This window comes from Clostridium sp., from assembly GCF_036639235.1.
Lineage (GTDB): Bacteria > Bacillota > Clostridia > Clostridiales > Caloramatoraceae > Clostridium_AB.
Genome location: NZ_JAVWJB010000031.1, coordinates 1 through 17389 on the forward strand (window position 1 = coordinate 1; position 17389 = coordinate 17389).

At 35.6% G+C, this 17389-nt stretch carries 15 protein-coding genes; 6 read left to right on the forward strand and 9 right to left on the reverse strand.

Annotation, left to right across the window (positions count from 1 at the left end; genetic code table 11):
- The 3 genes from RR539_RS07865 to RR539_RS07875 form a co-directional block, all read right to left on the reverse strand.
- Nucleotides 1-197: DNA-processing protein DprA (locus tag RR539_RS07865; protein WP_332500308.1), on the reverse strand; the 197-nt coding region annotated here is incomplete at its 3' end.
- A gap of 172 nt (nucleotides 198-369) precedes the next feature.
- Nucleotides 370-3693, reverse strand: coding sequence for a hypothetical protein (locus tag RR539_RS07870; protein WP_332500309.1), 3324 nt, complete (start codon nucleotides 3691-3693; stop codon nucleotides 370-372).
- Nucleotides 3694-4130: 437 nt separating this feature from the next.
- Nucleotides 4131-4676, reverse strand: a complete 546-nt coding sequence (locus tag RR539_RS07875) for a hypothetical protein (RefSeq protein WP_332483745.1) — start codon at nucleotides 4674-4676, stop codon at nucleotides 4131-4133.
- Between the two features lie 229 nt (nucleotides 4677-4905).
- Here RR539_RS07875 and RR539_RS07880 point away from each other — a divergent pair, with 229 nt between their 5' ends.
- The 5 genes from RR539_RS07880 (at nucleotide 4906) to RR539_RS07900 (ending at nucleotide 9362) form a co-directional block, all read left to right on the forward strand.
- Nucleotides 4906-5142, forward strand: coding sequence for a DUF1659 domain-containing protein (locus tag RR539_RS07880; RefSeq protein WP_332483744.1), 237 nt, complete (start codon nucleotides 4906-4908; stop codon nucleotides 5140-5142).
- Nucleotides 5143-5184: 42 nt separating this feature from the next.
- Entirely contained in the window at nucleotides 5185-5400 is a 216-nt protein-coding gene (locus RR539_RS07885; RefSeq protein ID WP_332483743.1) for a DUF2922 domain-containing protein, read from the forward strand.
- A 1134-nt stretch (nucleotides 5401-6534) separates the two neighbouring features.
- Nucleotides 6535-7458, forward strand: coding sequence for an N-acetylmuramoyl-L-alanine amidase (locus tag RR539_RS07890; RefSeq protein WP_332483742.1), 924 nt, complete (start codon nucleotides 6535-6537; stop codon nucleotides 7456-7458).
- 38 nt (nucleotides 7459-7496) lie between these two features.
- A complete protein-coding gene (locus RR539_RS07895; RefSeq protein ID WP_332500310.1) occupies nucleotides 7497-8405 on the forward strand; it encodes an N-acetylmuramoyl-L-alanine amidase in 909 nt (302 codons plus the stop codon).
- 360 nt (nucleotides 8406-8765) lie between these two features.
- Nucleotides 8766-9362, forward strand: a complete 597-nt coding sequence (locus RR539_RS07900; protein WP_332483740.1) for a sigma-70 family RNA polymerase sigma factor — start codon at nucleotides 8766-8768, stop codon at nucleotides 9360-9362.
- 721 nt (nucleotides 9363-10083) lie between these two features.
- On the opposite strand, the gene RR539_RS07905 is transcribed toward RR539_RS07900, so the two are convergent.
- The 4 genes from RR539_RS07905 to RR539_RS07920 form a co-directional block, all read right to left on the reverse strand.
- Nucleotides 10084-10344 carry a hypothetical protein gene (locus tag RR539_RS07905; protein ID WP_332483739.1) on the reverse strand — a complete coding sequence of 87 codons (261 nt, stop codon included), beginning with the start codon at nucleotides 10342-10344 and terminating at the stop codon, nucleotides 10084-10086.
- A gap of 520 nt (nucleotides 10345-10864) precedes the next feature.
- A complete protein-coding gene (locus tag RR539_RS07910) occupies nucleotides 10865-12517 on the reverse strand; it encodes a hypothetical protein (protein WP_332483738.1) in 1653 nt (550 codons plus the stop codon).
- Between the two features lie 210 nt (nucleotides 12518-12727).
- Nucleotides 12728-14212, reverse strand: coding sequence for a hypothetical protein (locus tag RR539_RS07915; RefSeq protein ID WP_332483737.1), 1485 nt, complete (start codon nucleotides 14210-14212; stop codon nucleotides 12728-12730).
- A gap of 1084 nt (nucleotides 14213-15296) precedes the next feature.
- Nucleotides 15297-15641 (reverse strand): hypothetical protein, encoded by a 345-nt coding sequence (locus RR539_RS07920; RefSeq protein WP_332474654.1) that lies wholly within the window; start codon nucleotides 15639-15641, stop codon nucleotides 15297-15299.
- 484 nt (nucleotides 15642-16125) lie between these two features.
- Here RR539_RS07920 and RR539_RS07925 point away from each other — a divergent pair, with 484 nt between their 5' ends.
- Nucleotides 16126-16314 carry a ferredoxin gene (locus RR539_RS07925; RefSeq protein ID WP_332474653.1) on the forward strand — a complete coding sequence of 63 codons (189 nt, stop codon included), beginning with the start codon at nucleotides 16126-16128 and terminating at the stop codon, nucleotides 16312-16314.
- Between the two features lie 66 nt (nucleotides 16315-16380).
- Here the strand turns inward: RR539_RS07925 and RR539_RS07930 are convergent, their stop codons facing one another.
- Complete coding sequence (locus RR539_RS07930) at nucleotides 16381-16956, reverse strand: hypothetical protein (RefSeq protein ID WP_332474652.1); 576 nt, start codon at nucleotides 16954-16956, stop codon at nucleotides 16381-16383.
- A 113-nt stretch (nucleotides 16957-17069) separates the two neighbouring features.
- A partial coding sequence (locus RR539_RS07935; protein WP_332500311.1) for a hypothetical protein occupies nucleotides 17070-17389 on the reverse strand: 320 nt, incomplete at its 5' end.

The window sequence follows — 17389 nt, forward strand, 5'->3', positions numbered from 1 at the left end:
TGATTATATATACTGTTTGGAACTGCAAAAGTAGGAACCTTATAGCTCATAGCAATTTCAGCTGTTGATATAGCTCCGCTTTTTTGCCCTGCTTCTACTAGAATTAATCTTTTTGAAAATGCTGCAACAAGTGAATTCCTTTCTGACCCCCGAGGGTCCTTGTGAGCCCTCGACGAGCTTGCTAGCGAAGCTTGCACCTCAAAAAAACAAAGAAGGCACCCAAGAGATTTCTCTCTCGAATACCTTCTTTTCCGTTCCTATATATACAATGCTTACCGCATCTTCTTATTACTTTTTTATCCACTATTTCCAGCAGACAGGTCACACCCGGGGGTCTTTGTGAGCCCTAGGCAAACTTGCTATCTATTATTACTTAATATCTCCAGCTGCTATTGTTAAGTCAATAAACTTAACTACTTTTCCTGCTGAGTTTAACTCATATAATCCAACATGTTGTCCTGCTGTTACTGCTAGGTCATTTCCTGAAGTATATGCTGTTGTTCCTGTTGGTGTTGTTCCAACTAGTGGAGTTGTAAACACTCCTGCTTGAACCTTAGTTGCTAATGTGTTTCCTGCTCCAGCTGTATAAGTTATAGCTGTATTACCAACCGCTGTCCCTTGTGCAACACTATGACCTGATATTAATGGTGCTGCTGTTGCTATATTTGATAAACCTACAATTAGAGTTCTAATTTCTGACGCTGGTGCTGGTGCTGCTGCCGCAAATCTTACTAGTATCTTATCTCCAGCATTAGCTGCTATTTCTATATTAGGAGTACAAGGAGTCCAGCTTGTTCCGTTATTAGTGCTATACTCCATTGCAACTGTTGTTCCTGATAATAACACCTTACCTACTACTGTAGCTGTTCCAAATGTTACGTTTGGTGAAGGTATTCCTTTTACTACATCATATACTATTGATATAGCCTTAACAGCTGTGCTAGGATCAGCAACATTTACAGCTCCAGTTGAATCTTTACCCATTACCTTAATTAGAACTGTTCCCTTTGCAGTGAATGTAGCTGGCTTAATTATACCATTAGCAGCATATCCACTTGCTGAAGCATTAACTAAACCTGATAGAGTTCCCTCTGCATCGCTACCAGCAAATGCTGCAACGGCTCCAAGAACTATATCTCCACTGTCTATATTACCATTATTGTTAATATCTATATATAGAGTATCAGTCGCTACAGATGTAGAACTTGGATCTGTTTCAACAATACGTATAGCTGAAGAAGTAGTCTTATTTAAAGTTATTCCCTTAACAACGTCATCCTTATCGCTTACTTCGATATCTAGAACGTCTCTTAATTCTATCTGCTTTCCTTCATAGTCAATTTTTCCAACTGATTTAAATGCTACATTTGTTATATTGTAAGGACTATTATTTACAGTAACTGTAGCCTTAGCCACAACAACTCCCTTATCATCCTTTATAACTATATCAGTTGAACCCTTTGAAACTGCAGTTGCAGTAATTAAAGTCTTAGTTGTATCAAGTGCGATTGTAGCAACAGTTTCATCTAGTGATTCTACTGTAAACTCACCTGCAGCTGGTGTTGCTGGCATAGCCTTAGTTGAAAGTACTAAAGCCTGAGCAGATACATATACTCCACTTGGATTGTAGTTAGCTAACTTAAATGAAACTGTATTATCGTTCGCATCTGTTTTCTCTAGTGTATTGTCAGTTGATTGACCAGTAAGATTTACAAGTTCAATCTTTCTAGAAGTTATATTCTTAACATCAGTAATATCTAGATATAAAGAAGCTAGAGTCTTTTCTGATGCTTTTCCAGTATTAGGGTTAATAAACTTATCCTTTAAGTAAACTGTTCCCGTACCAACTTGATCTACTGACATTGTAAGTATAGCTTCACCAATTACATCTGTTGAAGAGTTAACACTAGTTACTACATCAACGCTGCTAACTAAATCAACATTTGCAGCATTCTTTGGAAGAACTTCTTCTATATCTCCAGTCGCTACAGCAATTGGATCTCCATATTGATCATAAGTATTAACCTTAACCTTTGCTGTTGTGCCTGTTACTGCCTTTAGTGATGGTTTTGCAAGCTTTACTGAGGATAAAGTTCTCTTTTCGTTAGTAACTGTAAAGTTATATGTCTTAGTAACATCTCCAACCTTTACAGTAATTACTGCTGTTCCTGCAGCTTCTGCTGTGATTACATTGGTTGTTTTGTCTACAGAAATAACTCCTGAATTTGAAGTCTCAACTTTAAATCCATTTGAAGCAACTAGCTTCTTATCTCCATTAATAGTAGCCTTAACACTATAAATTTCAGCTGTTTCTCCTGCTACAAGTGTAGTACTATTCATTCCAATAACAGTATTAGTAAGCTCTGTATTATCAGTATCATCGCCATCATTATAATTTATATGACTTGCATTACCATTTGCAAATAGAACCTCATCAATTGATGTTGTAGCTGCATCTAAATTAACAACATTTATAACTCCACTATTTGATACAAGTATTGATCCTGCCTTAGTTACTTGTACTTCAACAGTATAGTTATCCTTAATAATTCCTGCAACTAGTTTACCAGAATTAGATACATTAGTTGCTGGTGAACCAGCGAAGATATTTGCAGCTTTATTATCCTTGTCCTTAGCCACAAAATTAACAGTATATCCAGCAAGGTTTAAGTAATCTACTGTTACATCTTGACCATTTACTTTTATTGAAAGCTTTTGGTCTGCTCTATCGTCATCATATGACTTTTCTACTACAGCAACACTGTTTACAACAAAACCGTTTGCTACCTTGAATTCCTTTGTAGCATCTCCAACTTTAATTGAAACATTAGTTTCAGTATTTGGTGCTAATTCAGTTTCTAGTGATATAGTAGCTGACTTCATGTCTTCTGCTACTTTAACTGATGTTACCTTATTACCAGCAACAGTTATATCTCCAGCAACTAGTTTATTTAAACCAGCGCCTACTACATAAAGTGCTTTTGAGTTAGGTGCTGATACAGTTGTAACTTCTAGTTTTTCATTTAGAAGTGCTACATACGCCTTAATTTCATTTTTTAATTTATCACTTGAAGCGTGAGTTCCAAGAGCCTCTGCAGCTTTTAGAGCCTTTTCAGCATCTTCAGCCTTCATTGACTTTTTAGCTTCTTCAAATAACTTAGTAGCTGCTGCAAGATCAGCTTCATGCTTCTTTATAATTCCATCAACAGTAGTCTTAGCCTTAGCTAGTCTTTCAACTAGTTCTGCCTTTCTACCTTCGAACTCCTTGTCAACCTTACCAAGTAGGTCTTGTCCATCCTTAAGGTATACTGACCAAGTTTCAGCATTCTTAATTCCGTTAAAGTTATCAACTAGTGACTTCTCAACGTGGTTAACCTTAGCTGCTGCGTTAAGTAGTGATACACATACATCAAGTCTAGCTTGGTACTTGTCCTGTGATGAACCTGCTGGTAGCTTAGCTATAAGAGCCTTAATTTCCTTCTCATATGCTTGCCATTGACCAACGTTCTTAAGTCCTAAGTAGTTCTTCTTTAGAGATGTTCTAAAGTGTTCGATTTTAGCATGGATTAGTTTTACATCCTCTGCTACCCCTGCTTTTACTTCTTGAACAGCTCCTGCTGCTCCAGCTACAGCTCCTACAGCCATAACTCCTGCCATAGCAGCGCCTAGTGCTTTTTTGCTTGTCTTTGCCATGTTTTATTTCCTCCTCCAAACTCTTTTTTATAAGGTTTGTCCTTATAGTATTTCAAATTCAAAATTATACCGTGACTTTCCGTATCTTAATAAGCGTTACCGGGTCCCAATCCAATAACAAATAGAAAAATCCCATGTAAATGAATTATAGCATTCAATACCTTAATTACAAATTCCTACCATGGTAAAATAGGTAACTTTTCCTTTCATTTCCTATTATTTTCTTAATTTTTCTAAATGTTTCATAATATTACCTTTTTGACTAAATATTATTCAAAAAGGTAACTACTTATAAAAATGTATAACTAAAGTTGTATATTTTGGACTTTCCCCAATTTTATAGACAATTAATGTCTATGCATTTATTAACAATTATTTAACTTTTAGTTAATTTAATATAGGTATTTCCCCCCCAAAATCTTTTAATTCATTAGTTTTTATTCTGATTTATTACCATTTCTCTTTATCCATGACTTATGAAAGTCATTAGGACTAACAACCTTAGACTTCTTATAGGCCATTTGAACCTCCTCAAGGTCAACAGTATGAAGTCTAAGAATATCAAACACCATTAACCTCTTAAATTCCCTAGCATGATCAATTCTCTCCATGCCCTTAGCATCACTTTCTAGAATTGAAAGTCTACCATCATCCTTAAGAAAAACCTGATTATCACTTAAGAAAGTAATTTCGTTAACATTAAAATATCCAAACACAGGATCTCCCCCAACTAATGAACGTCTAACCTTAAGCTGAACCATTACCTCATCAGCTGACAGGAATATAGGATTCTGTCTATCCCTCTTAGTAACCCTCTTTGCAAGGCTATTCATGTTCTTAATAGAAAGTCCCCTTTCCCTTGAAATCTCCTTAATAACAACATCAGCACTTTTCAGAACAGTTTCCATTCCCTCGTCTCTTATAATGTCAGTTACATCTCCTAAGCCATCATCGTAACGTGGAATAATATATTTGATTCCCACTACCATTCACTCCTTAATAATTTTGTTTATCTAGACATTTCTATACAAATTCTGTAAATCCTCCTAAATAATTTAAAATATATAAAATATTATAAATTTTCTTATAGTTTTCTTCTATTTCTCCCCTATTCCCTATTCAAATGTCGAATTTCCCCTAAACTTTTTCAAAAATAATTTTGCCCCTTTTCCAAATTCCCCGCAATTTATGTAGTGAAAGGAGTTGATAAGTATGGCAAAAACAAAAATTGTCGCACAATCAATGGTATTAACCATGTCCCTAGGAGCGGACAAAAACGGAAAGGCGGTTTTTAAGAACCTAACCCTTAAGAACCTTAAGCCAACAGTCCTAGACGATTCTGTTCAAACAGTTGCAGACGCTGTAGCTGCAGTTCTTCCTTACAAGGTAACTAACCTAGCAAGGAACACTACAACAGACATCGCAAAGGACGCAGTACCACAACCTTAATCCTTCCCCAACTCAAAATTTAATAATGGAGGTGCATAACACATGAAAAAGAGCTTAAAAATGGTTTTTCTTGATACCCTAAACAAGAAGCAATCAATCCTAATCCCAGAAGTTAAGGATTCTATTACACCAACAGAGGTACTTACCCTTGCTGAAACAATAGTAGCCGCTAACATCTTCGGAGACGAGCTTGTCGGGTTCACAAAAGCCCTTGAAGCAGAGCTTATTTCAAAAGACGTTACAACCTACGCATTCTAACCCCCAGGGGATGTCTCAATTAAGAGGCATCCCCTTTTTCTATGCCTCAATGTTGGAGTAACTAGCACCATATCCTCGGCGTAGCCAAGCAAGTTGATATGGATTGAGATTGTAGGTCTAAAACACTTAGAGCCTGCGGCTTAGAGATTCTTATCCCTAAGAAAGTCCTTATCCGTAAGTAAATTCACCTTAAAAAATACTTAATCATTAACTCATACCTTATTAATGCCTTCGGCATTGGGTACAAAGCTCACTTCGTGACCCCCGTACCCTCAAAAAAAATTCTTATTTCTATTCAGCTTAATTTGTTTACTTACATTTAAAAATCTATAAAACCAAATTCATCCACCTTAAAAATACTTACTCATTAACCCATACTTTACTAATGCCTACGGCATTGGGTATAAATTTCATTTCATGAACCCCATACCCTCAAATTTTATATTTCATAAATTAAAGTAATAGTAACTATATTTACCCTAAAAATACTTACTCAATAACTCATACCTTATTAATGCCTTCGGCATTGGGTACAAAGCTCACTTCGTGACCTCCGTACCCTCAAAAAGAAATCTTATTTCTACGCAGTTTAATTTGTTTACTTATATTAAGGAGCAGATGATTGTTGCCGAGGGGGGAAGTAGTTTGTTCTATATACTAAGTTGATATGGATTAGGGTAATAGGTTCCACATCCCTAATTAGAACGTAAGTAGTAGTATCATCTGTTGAATAGGTTGATGGTAATATGATGTGACTTTGGCTGTATCATTGGGTTTCGACTTAGATACTCTTAGGTGCGAAAATGAAAAGACACTTAGGGAAGGCGGCGTGTTTGAAGCTTTAGCTGAGTTTTAGCCAGCCCTTAGTGGATTTTCATTTTCGTGCATTAGAGTATCTTGGAGAAATCCCACTAGCATACGGCTAAAGTCACACCTATTACCACCCCACAACCTTCAACAGATCAACTACCCTACACCTAATTTCTCCCCAACCTATTACCCTAATCCATTCACTAAATATCTAATAAACCTCTTCCTCCAAAGGCAACAATTATCTGCTCCGCATCCAGTAACAAATTCAAACAAGTCTGTGTATTATGTTAACAAAGTAGTGTGAAAGGAGTGTCGTTTACTATGAAAATAGGTATAGATATGGGCCACACTGTTTCAGGTCCTAACTATGGAGCAGTTGGCTTTATGAAAGAATCAGAGGAAACTAGACGCCTAGGGGCAGTACTAATTGATTACCTAAAAAGTCTAGGCCATACCGTTATTAATTGTTCTGTTGATACAGCATCTAGTAATTCTGATAGTTTAAATAGACGAGTTAAAATTGCTAATTCCTCTAATTTAGATATTTTTATTTCTATTCATTTTAATGCAGGAGGAGGTACAGGAAGCGAAATACTTACCTTTAACTCTAGGAAAATGCCACAGGCCACTTCTATTCTAAACAATCTATCAAAGCTAGGTCTTAGAAATAGGGGGATTAAGGATGGTAGTCATTTATTTGTTGTAAAAAACACCTCCGCCCCTGCTCTACTGGTTGAGGTATGTTTTGTGGATAACACTAATGATACCTCCCTATATACTAAGAATATTAACAATATAGCTAAGGCCATTGGAGATGGTATTGTAGGCATCTCATTTGAAACTCCATCTAATGAGCCTGTTAATCCCCCTGTAAAACCTACTCCACCTCCTCAAAAACCTAACCCACCAGTTTCTACCCCTATTAAATTTAATAAATCTGACACAGTTAAACTTCTTCAAAGGGGAATAAACAGTAATAGTAAAACAAAGCTTAAAGTAGACGGTATATTTGGCCCTAAAACCCTTGCAGCTTCTCCTACTATAAAAGTCGCTAACAAAGGAGATATAGTTAAAGCTGTTCAGCAAATGCTTATTATAAAAGGAATTAACCTAGGTCCCTCAGGTGCAGATGGTATATTCGGAAAAGCAACGGAAAATGGGGTAAAAACTATTCAAAGAAAATTCAAGCTAAGTATTGATGGTATAGTTGGTCCAAACACCTATAAAGCTCTATTTATGAATTAATCATTGTTGTAATATATTTAAAAATGAGGTGAGAGACTATGAGAATAGGAATTGATATGGGTCATACCATCTCTGGTCCTAACTTAGGAGCTATTGGGTTTATTAAAGAGTCTGAGGAAACAAGAAGACTTGGAAACCTTATTATTAATTACCTTAAAAGTATGGGACAAACTGTTATAAACTGTTCAGTTGATATAGCAGAAAGTAGTTCTGATAGCCTAAAACGTAGAGTTGAAACTGCAAATTCATCAAGTCTTGATATATTTGTTTCTATTCATTTTAACGCAGGTGGAGGACATGGAACCGAAGTATTTACCTATGATGCAAAGCCTCTTCCTGAGGCTAAGGCTATACTTGATAACATGGCTAGAATAGGATTTACAAATCGTGGAATTAAAAACGGTAGCCACCTATACGTAATACGTAAAACAAATGTTACTGCTATGCTTGTTGAAGTATGCTTCGTTGACAATAAGGAGGACACTGTTAAATACCATGAAAACATTGAGAGAATAGCTAAGGCTATAGCAGATGGTATTGTTGTTAAGTCTCCCCCTATAGTTAAGCCTCCAGTAACAGACCCTAAACCAAATCCTAATCTGCCTAAACCACAATCCAAGCCAAAATACACTAAAAAAGCCTCTATAAAACTCTTACAAAGATCAATAAATGCACAGGGATATGCGAGTCCTCCACTTATTATAGATGGAATATGGGGAGAAAAAACCCTATCCTCTGCACCAACATTATTCTATGGTAGCATTGGAGATATAACCCGTGCAGTGCAGCAAATGCTTATAGTAAAGGGAATGAACATAGGGCCCTCTGGAGCAGATGGCATATTCGGAAAAGAGACGGAAGCAGCAATAAAACGCCTTCAGCGCCACTACAACCTTAAAGCCGACGGTATAGTAGGCAAAAACACCTACAACTCCCTATACACCTAGATAAGCCTATTAATAAATAATATAAGCCCCCTCTCTAATACACATTAAGTCTTTAACATCCTAGATATGTTAAAGGCTTATTTTTATTCTCAAAAACCATGAAAATCACCACTTCATATTAGGGAGGATAGTTAGTAAACCACAACTTCTATATATTGTCAAATTTCAAGGCAGAAATTTGTCTAAAAATTTTTTAACTAACCTATACCATATGGTAATATTTGTAAATATTTAACATTGCCCCTCGACTCCATTCGACTCACCCATCACTATTTTACATTTATTTCCATACTCCATACAAAATACATATTTTCCCTTAATTTCATTAGCCTTGAGTTAAAGAAATTGGAGGTGATAAAAATGTGTAACAACAACCAAAACCCTACTACAGAAGAAAGCACACTAAAGTGTCTTATACAAGACTCCAAGGAAAACAAAGAATCTATGGGATCCCTAATCGAAATGTTTATGCCGCTAATAATAAAAGCATCTAAAACCTACTTTAAAGAAGGTAGTGAAGATGCTCTAAGCGAAGGAGTAGAAGCATTTATTAAGGCGGTTTATAGATATGACCTAGACTCAAAAGTCCCATTTCCCCACTACTCTAAGAAAGCTGTCTACTCCCATATAAGACACTATGCTAGCAGAGAAATAGGAGGAGGGGATCTTGTTAGCCTAGACTCACCAGTTAAGGGATGTGAGGACATTAACCTAGTAGACACAATTTCAACAGGAGAACTAATTGAAGATGACTTTATTAATAGAATATCCTGTATAGAAATACTAAACGCAGTAGAAACCCTAGACTACATAGAAAAAGAAGTCTTCATGCGCCACTACATACTAGAACACCCACTAACAAAAATAGCCAGTGACCTAGACTACAGCTACAGAGGAATAAAATACGCAAAAACCCGCTGCCTAAAATTGCTCCAAAAAGAACTCCGCCTTTATTAGAGGGTAGGGTTGGTCAGATAAGATATTACATCCTATTCTGACCACGTTTGGGATTTTTCCTAGAACCTCTAAGAGTGAAAATGCCAATACCCTAAGGGCAGCCTAAAACTCGCTTTGCTCAAACAGAGGCTTTCCTAAGGGTCTAGTCATTTATCACCCTAAGAGGTTCTAAGTCAAAACCCGAGGGTACAGCCTAGGATGAAATATCTTATCATGAAAGCAAATCCACAGGATTAATAGTAGCAGTTGGTGTCTTTAAAAAAGCCACAATGAGCTAGTAACAAAAGTTACTAGCTTTCTGTATTTAAGAGTATATATGTTCCTACTCCATGAATTCTCTATCTGCCTATTTACAACATTAACCTTTCCCTTTCAAATAAACATACTTGCCTATCACCCCTTATCACCATGAACCTCCCCTACAAATTAAAGGACACAATCCTTTTCTCCGCTAGGAGAACTTCCTTTCATAAAGCCACCAAACTTCCCCTTTCAAATAAACATACTTGCCTATCACCCATATCACCATGAACTTTCCCTACAAATTAAAGGACAAAGTCCTTTTCTCCGCTAGGAGAACTTCCTTTAACAAATCCATAAGACTTCACCTTTAAGATAAACACACTTGCCTACCACCCATATCACCATAAACCTACCCTACAAATTAAAGGACAAAGTCCTTTTTTCCGCAGGAAAACTTCTTTTAACAAATCTATAAGACTTACCCTTTCAAATAAACACACTTGCCTATCTCCATTATCACCATGAACTCCCCCCACAAATCAAAGGACACAGTCCTTTTCTCCGTAGGAGAACTTACTTTAATAAATCCACCAAACTTACTCCCATTAATCCACCCCAACAAAAAAGAGAGCCTAAGCTCCCTCAACACTACTATTAACTCTACAATCCTAATATCTATCACCCTAAACTTTGAAAAAGCCCGCCGAAGGCTTACTATACTAACTATTCTAAAACTCACCTATAATACCTATCCCCATAAAGTCTTAGTTAACCCTTCTACTTCACAGCAAAGCATAATGAAAAACATCGTTTTTCATTTCCCCCTAATGGCTTTGCTAAAGCCCCCTACATCCTATCCCTCTATGGGCTCGGTTCCATGATAAGATATTGTATCCTAGGCTGACCCTCACTTCATTGCATATTATAGGTTTAAGTTTCTAATAAGATATTATGAAAAACACCATTTTTCATATTTCCCCTAATGGCTTTGCTAAAGCCCCACCTACATCCTATCCCTCTATGGGTTCGGTTCCATGATAAGATATTGTATCCTAGGCTGACCCTCTGGTTTCGACTTAGAGTGTCTTAGGTGTAAAATGGCTAGACCCTTAGGAAAGCCTCTGTTTGAGCGAAGCGAGTTTTAGGCTGCCCTTAGGGTATCGCCATTTCACACCTTAGAGACTCTAGGAGAAATCCAAAACGCGGTCAGAATAGGATACAATATCTTATCTACACTACACCCAACCAATTCTCCTTTTTTATATAAGTGGAATTATTGTTTTAGGATCACTTCCTTCTATATCATTTGTTGGAGCCTTCATTACCTCAATTGGCTCTCCAACTATTACATCTATGTCTGCTGTTGATATCCAGTTACCTCCTACTTTAACTAATAGTACTTGATCACTTAATGTGGTTAATTTCACATATCCTGGTATGCTTGGAACCATAATAATCTCCGCTAAAAACAGATTAGCTTTACGATCTGTCATATTAATTGTTACTGGATCCGATGCCTGGAATCCAACCGCTTCCTTAAACCTTAATTTAATTTCTAAGTTTCCTACAAGGTTTGGTACTATTCCTGTTACGTTATAGCTACTCCATGTTAATCCGTTATCCAGGGAGTATTCAAGGTTATCTGACATTAACACTATAGAGTTTTGTCCATCAAGTACTTGATAGTCACTTGGTACTGGAGAAAGTATTTTGGGAATTTCTGCTTTTATTATTACAACATCACTTTCTTCATATCCTCCACCTGAAGCATATTTTACATATATCTTCTCTCCAGGTACTGTAATAATCTCAGGAACAAGACAAGGTCCAAATACTATTCCATCATTACTTATTAACATATCAGGTGTAAATCCCTTAAACATAACTGATATTGAATCATAATATACTCCTGTTGGTGCTGGTCTTTTTCCTAGGTTAAGTGTATAGGTTAGTGTTGCTACCCCTGATACTTGTCCTGGAAGCGCCTTATATCTAACTTCTACTGTTACATTTCCTGGGAATTGAACAAATCTATCTACAACATCTATCCATTCTCCTGACACTCCGCCAGTTGTTACTCTATACTGCATCTCAGTAGTAAGTCCCTGTACAAGGTCGTCATTATCATCTGACTTAACATTAGGAGTTCCAAGATCTACTGGTGGTGGCGGAGGTGGTGGTACCCAGCCCCCTCCCCCTGTTGATGGAGGTTCTACTGGTTTAATATTAGATAGTGAGTCCTTAATAGAGCTTAGAACTTTATCCTTAAGGTTGTGGGTATCTAACTTATCCGCATCTTTTAAAAGGGTATTAAGCTTTTCTATTGCCTTATTAGGATCAGTTTTTGCAAGCTCTATAGCATTGTTAAGTTCCTTATTAAATGAATCTATCTTACCCTGATACTCTACCTTAATATCCTCAACCTTCTTATATTTAATAGCTAGCCTTTCTAGAAGGTTATTATAGTGATTTTTAAACATATCCTGATTTACAAGGGAAAGGTCTTCTTTACCAAGTGTTAGATACTTCTCCCATACATCTACATTAAGCATTCTATATGAGTTTTCATCCATAGATTCTTCAAGCTTACTTACCCTCGCAATAGCCTGAATAAGTTTTTCTGCTTCCTCAATTCTTTCATTATACTTGTCCTTACTTGAACCCTCAGGTAGTAGTGAATTTAGCTTCTTAGCTTCTTTAATGTAGTTTTCCCATGTATCTATATTTCCTGCGTAAAGATAGTTTGTCTTAAATGACTTTCTTAAATGCTCTAACTTGTGATGAACATCTAAAACTTCTTGACTAGGTGGCTGAACATTTACTGCACTTACCATTGGAGCTGCCATAGGCAGAGCAGTTAAAACACCAAGTGATAAACAAGCCCCCTTAACTAGACTCTTTTTCTTTTTCATAAATTATCTCCCCATTTTAAATATTTGACTATATAGCAGTCTATCTTTAGATAATTATTTATAGATTTATACTTTTTTAGGTTTAATATTATATTCAGGTTTTCTTCACTAGGTTATAGTTATTCAAAAATAAAAACACCCTATATAAATAGAGTGTTTCAGATTTCATTAAAATATTTACCAATATACCTATTTAATCTATATGAAATTCTAGTTAGTTCTAACTACACCTACTTCAGGTGTTGTTTTAACTTCTATTACATATTCTGTCTGCTGACCTGTAAGTGCTGGCATTTTGTAGCTTCCTCTTTGAGGGTCCTTCTCCATAACTACTCCATTAACCCTTACTTCTGATACTGTAAGTCCTGCTACTGGCTTAACATGGAAACTAGCTCCTGCTGCTGAGTATGAAGTAGTTACAACTGTAAAGTTCTTATACTGCTCAGCTGGTAGTACAACCTTAGCACCTTCTACCTTATTAGTTACTCCTTCTATGTTGTCGTATCCCTTAGCATATATAGCCTTAAGAATCATAGCACCTGCTCCCTGCTTAACTACTACCTTCTCAGTTGATGTAATTGTACTTACTAAGTTTCCTATAAACCCTTCTTGATTAATCTTAGTTGCCCTGTGCATTTCTAGATTAAATATTCCACCTGTAGGCATAATCATTAGGTTACCTCCACCTATTAAAACCGCTGTTTCAACCCTAGTCTTCTCACCAATAACTAGGTTAACTGCCTCGGTTGAAATAATAGTTGTTACATTTGCAGTTGAAACATATAACCCACCTGCTTTTTCATCTGCTGGTCCAGTGGCTAATTTACCTTTTATTACTACTGTTTCAACATTAATCCCTGAAATTCTTGCTGCTGCTGCATATGGTAGTGTTAGCTTCTTTATATTCTTAGCTCCAATTGATGCCTCTGTAATATCAACTGATGCTACTCCATCCTTAACTGTTATATTACCCTTGTCATCCTTAATAAATGGGTCAACTGAAGGGATTTTATTTACTTCCTCAATAGCCTTGTTAATCTTAGCTATTAGTCCATCCTTAACTGGGTGACTATTTAGCTTATTAGCTTCTTCTAAGCAGAACTTAAGCATAGCAAGTGCCCTATCTTTTTGAGTCTTTGATAGTTCAATTGCCTTATTATATGTAGAGTTTATTTCTCCTACCTTAGCAAAGTACTTAGTTTTAATATCACTAACCTTTGCATTAACCTTTGCAAGTCTTTCAAGTAGTGTAGCATGCTCCTTCTTAAACTCCTTATGATCAACCTTTGCAAGTGACTTTTTAGAATTTTCAATAGCTACTTCCCAGCCCTTTACGTTTTTAATAATATTAGCGTTCTTAGACAGTGAATATTCAATACTGCTAACTCCACTTACTGAAGCTAATAATGTCTCAACCTTAGCTGCCCTAGCTATCATCTTATCTTTAGCTTGTCCCTTAGGTAACTTATTAATTTGACCCTTAATTATATTAAGGTCCTTTTTCCACTTAACAGTATTCTTTAATCCTAGGTAGTTTTTCTTAATTGAAGAAGTTAACCCTGTAAGTTTTGTATTAACATCCTTTAGGGCATTTGGAGCCTTTGCCTCTACAACTTGAATCGTTGTCCCCATAATTGTACTTGATCCAGCAACTATAGCTAGAGCCCCTACTAAAAATCTCATATCCTTGCTCATTTTATTGCCTCCCGTAATGCAAATTTAATTCAGTAGGCTTATTATATTCCATTTTCTTTCATAAAACTTGCCAAATATAGCCTGATTTTGCAAGTAATTTTCAGTTGATTTTTATATACTTTTAATAAACATTCTCAATTGAATATAATTTACACCTGATAAGCGAGAATAAATATAAACCAATTAAAAACCTTAACTTATCTCCCAAATGCAAAAAATCTAGTAACTTTAGTTACTAGATTAACGTAGTTTTTATAAAGACACCAACTTATTTTACATTTATATAGTTCTACCTATAACCTTCATAATAATTACATCATTAACCCTCATCTATCCTAAATAAATTATTTATACTGACTCTTACTGAGCTACGCTTAATTAATAATAAAACTAAATAAATTTAAACATAAATATCCTTAAAGTTATCAAATACCATACTTAACAATCTTCTTAAGCTACGCTTTCAGGCTTTTTCAAAGCCTTTTTAACCTTTTATACTATTGATATAGCTTCATGATAAGATATTATAGCCTAGGCTGTACCTTAACTTATATCCTAAATACAAAAAATCTAGTAACTTTAGTTACTAGATTAACGTGGCTTTTATAAAGACACCAACTTATTTTACATTTGCATAGTTCTACTTATAACCTTCATAATAATTACATTATTAACTCCTATCTTATACTTACTCTTACTATGCTACGCCTAATTACCAATTAAACTAAGTAAATTTAAACATAAATATCCTTAAAGTAGTCAAATACCATACTTAACAATCTTCTTAAGCTACGCTTTCAGGCTTTTTCAAAGCCTTTTTAACCTTTTATACTGTTGATATAGCTTCATGATAAGATATTATAGCCTAGGCTGTACCCTCGAGTTTGGACTTAGAAGCTCTTAGGTGCAAAATGCTTAGACCCTTAGGGATGGCGCTTGTTTGAGCATAGCGAGTTTTAGCCAGCCCTTAGAGTCTAAGCATTTTGTGCCTTAGAGATTCTTGGACAAATCTCAAACGCGGTCGGACTAGGCTATAATATCTTATCTGATCACCCATCAAAAGCAAAAAGAGCTAAGCATTTGCTTAACCCTTAAATAATGTTTTGATAGAGTCTAGTATATTAGGCATACTAGATGATGAATACCAGTCAATTACAAGATCCCTAAGTAGGGTTTCACGACCCTTGTAAAGCTTAATAGCATTAGTTTTATACCTTGCCATTGTTCCATCCCTAGAATCCCCATTAAGTTCCTTAATATATATAGCGTCAAGGGCTCTTCTTATCTCACGCTGAAACTTATCATCACCTTGCATTGGTGATCCTAGTAGTGTGAGAATCTTCTCCTGGGTAAAGTCCCTGTTAATAGTTTCGAATCCTCTATTAATCTTATCAATAAAATACTTTTCAGCGGAAGTTATTTTGCCCATTATTATCACCCTTTTCATTTAGCCTATCTATATTAAAACAAATTATAAAAATATGGTCAAACTAATTGTTATAAAAAACTTTATAACTCTATTAGCCTTAACTCGAAAATAGTTGTTAATTAATTATAATTATCTTTAATTGTCCTATTTTACCTTTTTCTACTTTGATAAAATTTAATTATAAGGTTAAAATAATATTAGAATAATATTTGTTTGTAAATAAAAATTTTAAAATCCATAGTCCAGGGGGACATGTGCCGCCGCTGACTATAACTTTCAAGGGTTCCAGTGACGCTTTAGCGTCGCCTAGTTGCTTTAGCAGCCCTTGGCAAAACTCATGAAAACCTGTTTTTACGACAGCCTGTTGCCCGCAACAGTCTAAGATTAATCTATAATATCCCTCGGTATATTCTGTGCATATACAGGATACAATATGATAATAGTATAAATGAATTGAATTAATTTTAAGAAGGGAGCTAGAAATATGAAAGCTACAGTTAATCCAGACCTATGTATAGGATGCGGACTTTGTCCATCAATTGCACCTACTGTTTTTGAATTAGGTGATGATGGTCTAGCATTTGCTATGGTTGACGAAGTCCCTGATTCAGCAGCAGATGAAACTAAGGAAGCAGTATCAAGTTGTCCAGTAGAGGCTATCTCTATAGACTAATAAGTTACTTCTTTTTAATACAGTAAACAAAAAGGGTAGGCGGGTAGCCTACCTTTTTGTTTATATTTATTTTGTAAGTATTAAATTATCTAGTATTTTCTTAGATGATTCTGTGCTCTCCTTTGAGCTTAGTTCTATACCTATATAAGTGTTAATTATATTAGGTGTGTCCTTACTTTCAATTATGTTAACCTTGTAATCTGAAAGTTTTTCTTTGATTTTTTCTGCCCTAACTAGACTTTCCTTATGACTCTGGTAGTTCTTATTTGGCACCCTTAGGGTAATTGTTCCCTTGTCCTTAATAAGATCGCTTCTGTTAAGCTCTAACACAGTATAGTTTGTTCCGTCCTTTAGGTATTTATCAAGTGTAGTTGTTAATTGTTCATCTGTTTTTAGAATTCCACAGGATTTAACTGGTATCTGTGATGATAATTCCTGTTCTATTTGCTTTAGAACAACAGATGTATCCCTAGTTGTTTCCTCTGAGGAATTGTTTAGCGTTGTAAATAGTACAACTCCACTTTTCCCCATATTGGCAACTGATTGACTTTCTATTTTTTCGATTGTGTAAATTAGAAAGCCTACAGCTATAACCGTTGCAGCAACAACTACCCCAACCATAAACATTTTGAACCTTTTCACCTTGTCCCCCTATGTAATTTATCATACAGAATTATATGACTAACTTAGGGGTAATATGTTGATTACATATGAATTCGGTATTATGAAAATATCCACCCAAATTCTATATATAATTATTTGTATTTAATGTGGAATTCCCAGTCTCCGCTTTTATAGTTACCTGACACCTCATATCTAATAGGCTTAACTGCAGGATCACTTGTTTTAACTGTAACTACAGCCTCACATGATGTATTACCATACTTACCTGTTTTGATTTCTATACTATGGTCGTACTTCTTATCATCGGTTGGGAAAATAATCTTAATATCACGTGCTTTAACACTTTCAAGGATACTCTGCTGTTCTACAGATGTAATAGACTTAGTTACCGCATAATCCTTACCTATATCAACAACAACTGTAGACCCTGGCTTAATCTGAGCCTTCTCTA

What these genes read in the sequence shown, in the direction of transcription:
- RR539_RS07880 (WP_332483744.1), top strand. Translation starts at nt 4,906, where the DNA reads ATGGCAAAAACAAAAATTGTCGCACAATCAATGGTATTAACCATGTCC.
- RR539_RS07910 (WP_332483738.1), bottom strand. Translation starts at nt 12,517, where the DNA reads ATGAAAAAGAAAAAGAGTCTAGTTAAGGGGGCTTGTTTATCACTTGGT.
- RR539_RS07920 (WP_332474654.1), bottom strand. Translation starts at nt 15,641, where the DNA reads ATGGGCAAAATAACTTCCGCTGAAAAGTATTTTATTGATAAGATTAAT.
- RR539_RS07870 (WP_332500309.1), bottom strand. Translation starts at nt 3,693, where the DNA reads ATGGCAAAGACAAGCAAAAAAGCACTAGGCGCTGCTATGGCAGGAGTT.
- RR539_RS07925 (WP_332474653.1), top strand. Translation starts at nt 16,126, where the DNA reads ATGAAAGCTACAGTTAATCCAGACCTATGTATAGGATGCGGACTTTGT.
- RR539_RS07890 (WP_332483742.1), top strand. Translation starts at nt 6,535, where the DNA reads ATGAAAATAGGTATAGATATGGGCCACACTGTTTCAGGTCCTAACTAT.
- RR539_RS07895 (WP_332500310.1), top strand. Translation starts at nt 7,497, where the DNA reads ATGAGAATAGGAATTGATATGGGTCATACCATCTCTGGTCCTAACTTA.
- RR539_RS07915 (WP_332483737.1), bottom strand. Translation starts at nt 14,212, where the DNA reads ATGAGCAAGGATATGAGATTTTTAGTAGGGGCTCTAGCTATAGTTGCT.
- RR539_RS07885 (WP_332483743.1), top strand. Translation starts at nt 5,185, where the DNA reads ATGAAAAAGAGCTTAAAAATGGTTTTTCTTGATACCCTAAACAAGAAG.
- RR539_RS07900 (WP_332483740.1), top strand. Translation starts at nt 8,766, where the DNA reads ATGTGTAACAACAACCAAAACCCTACTACAGAAGAAAGCACACTAAAG.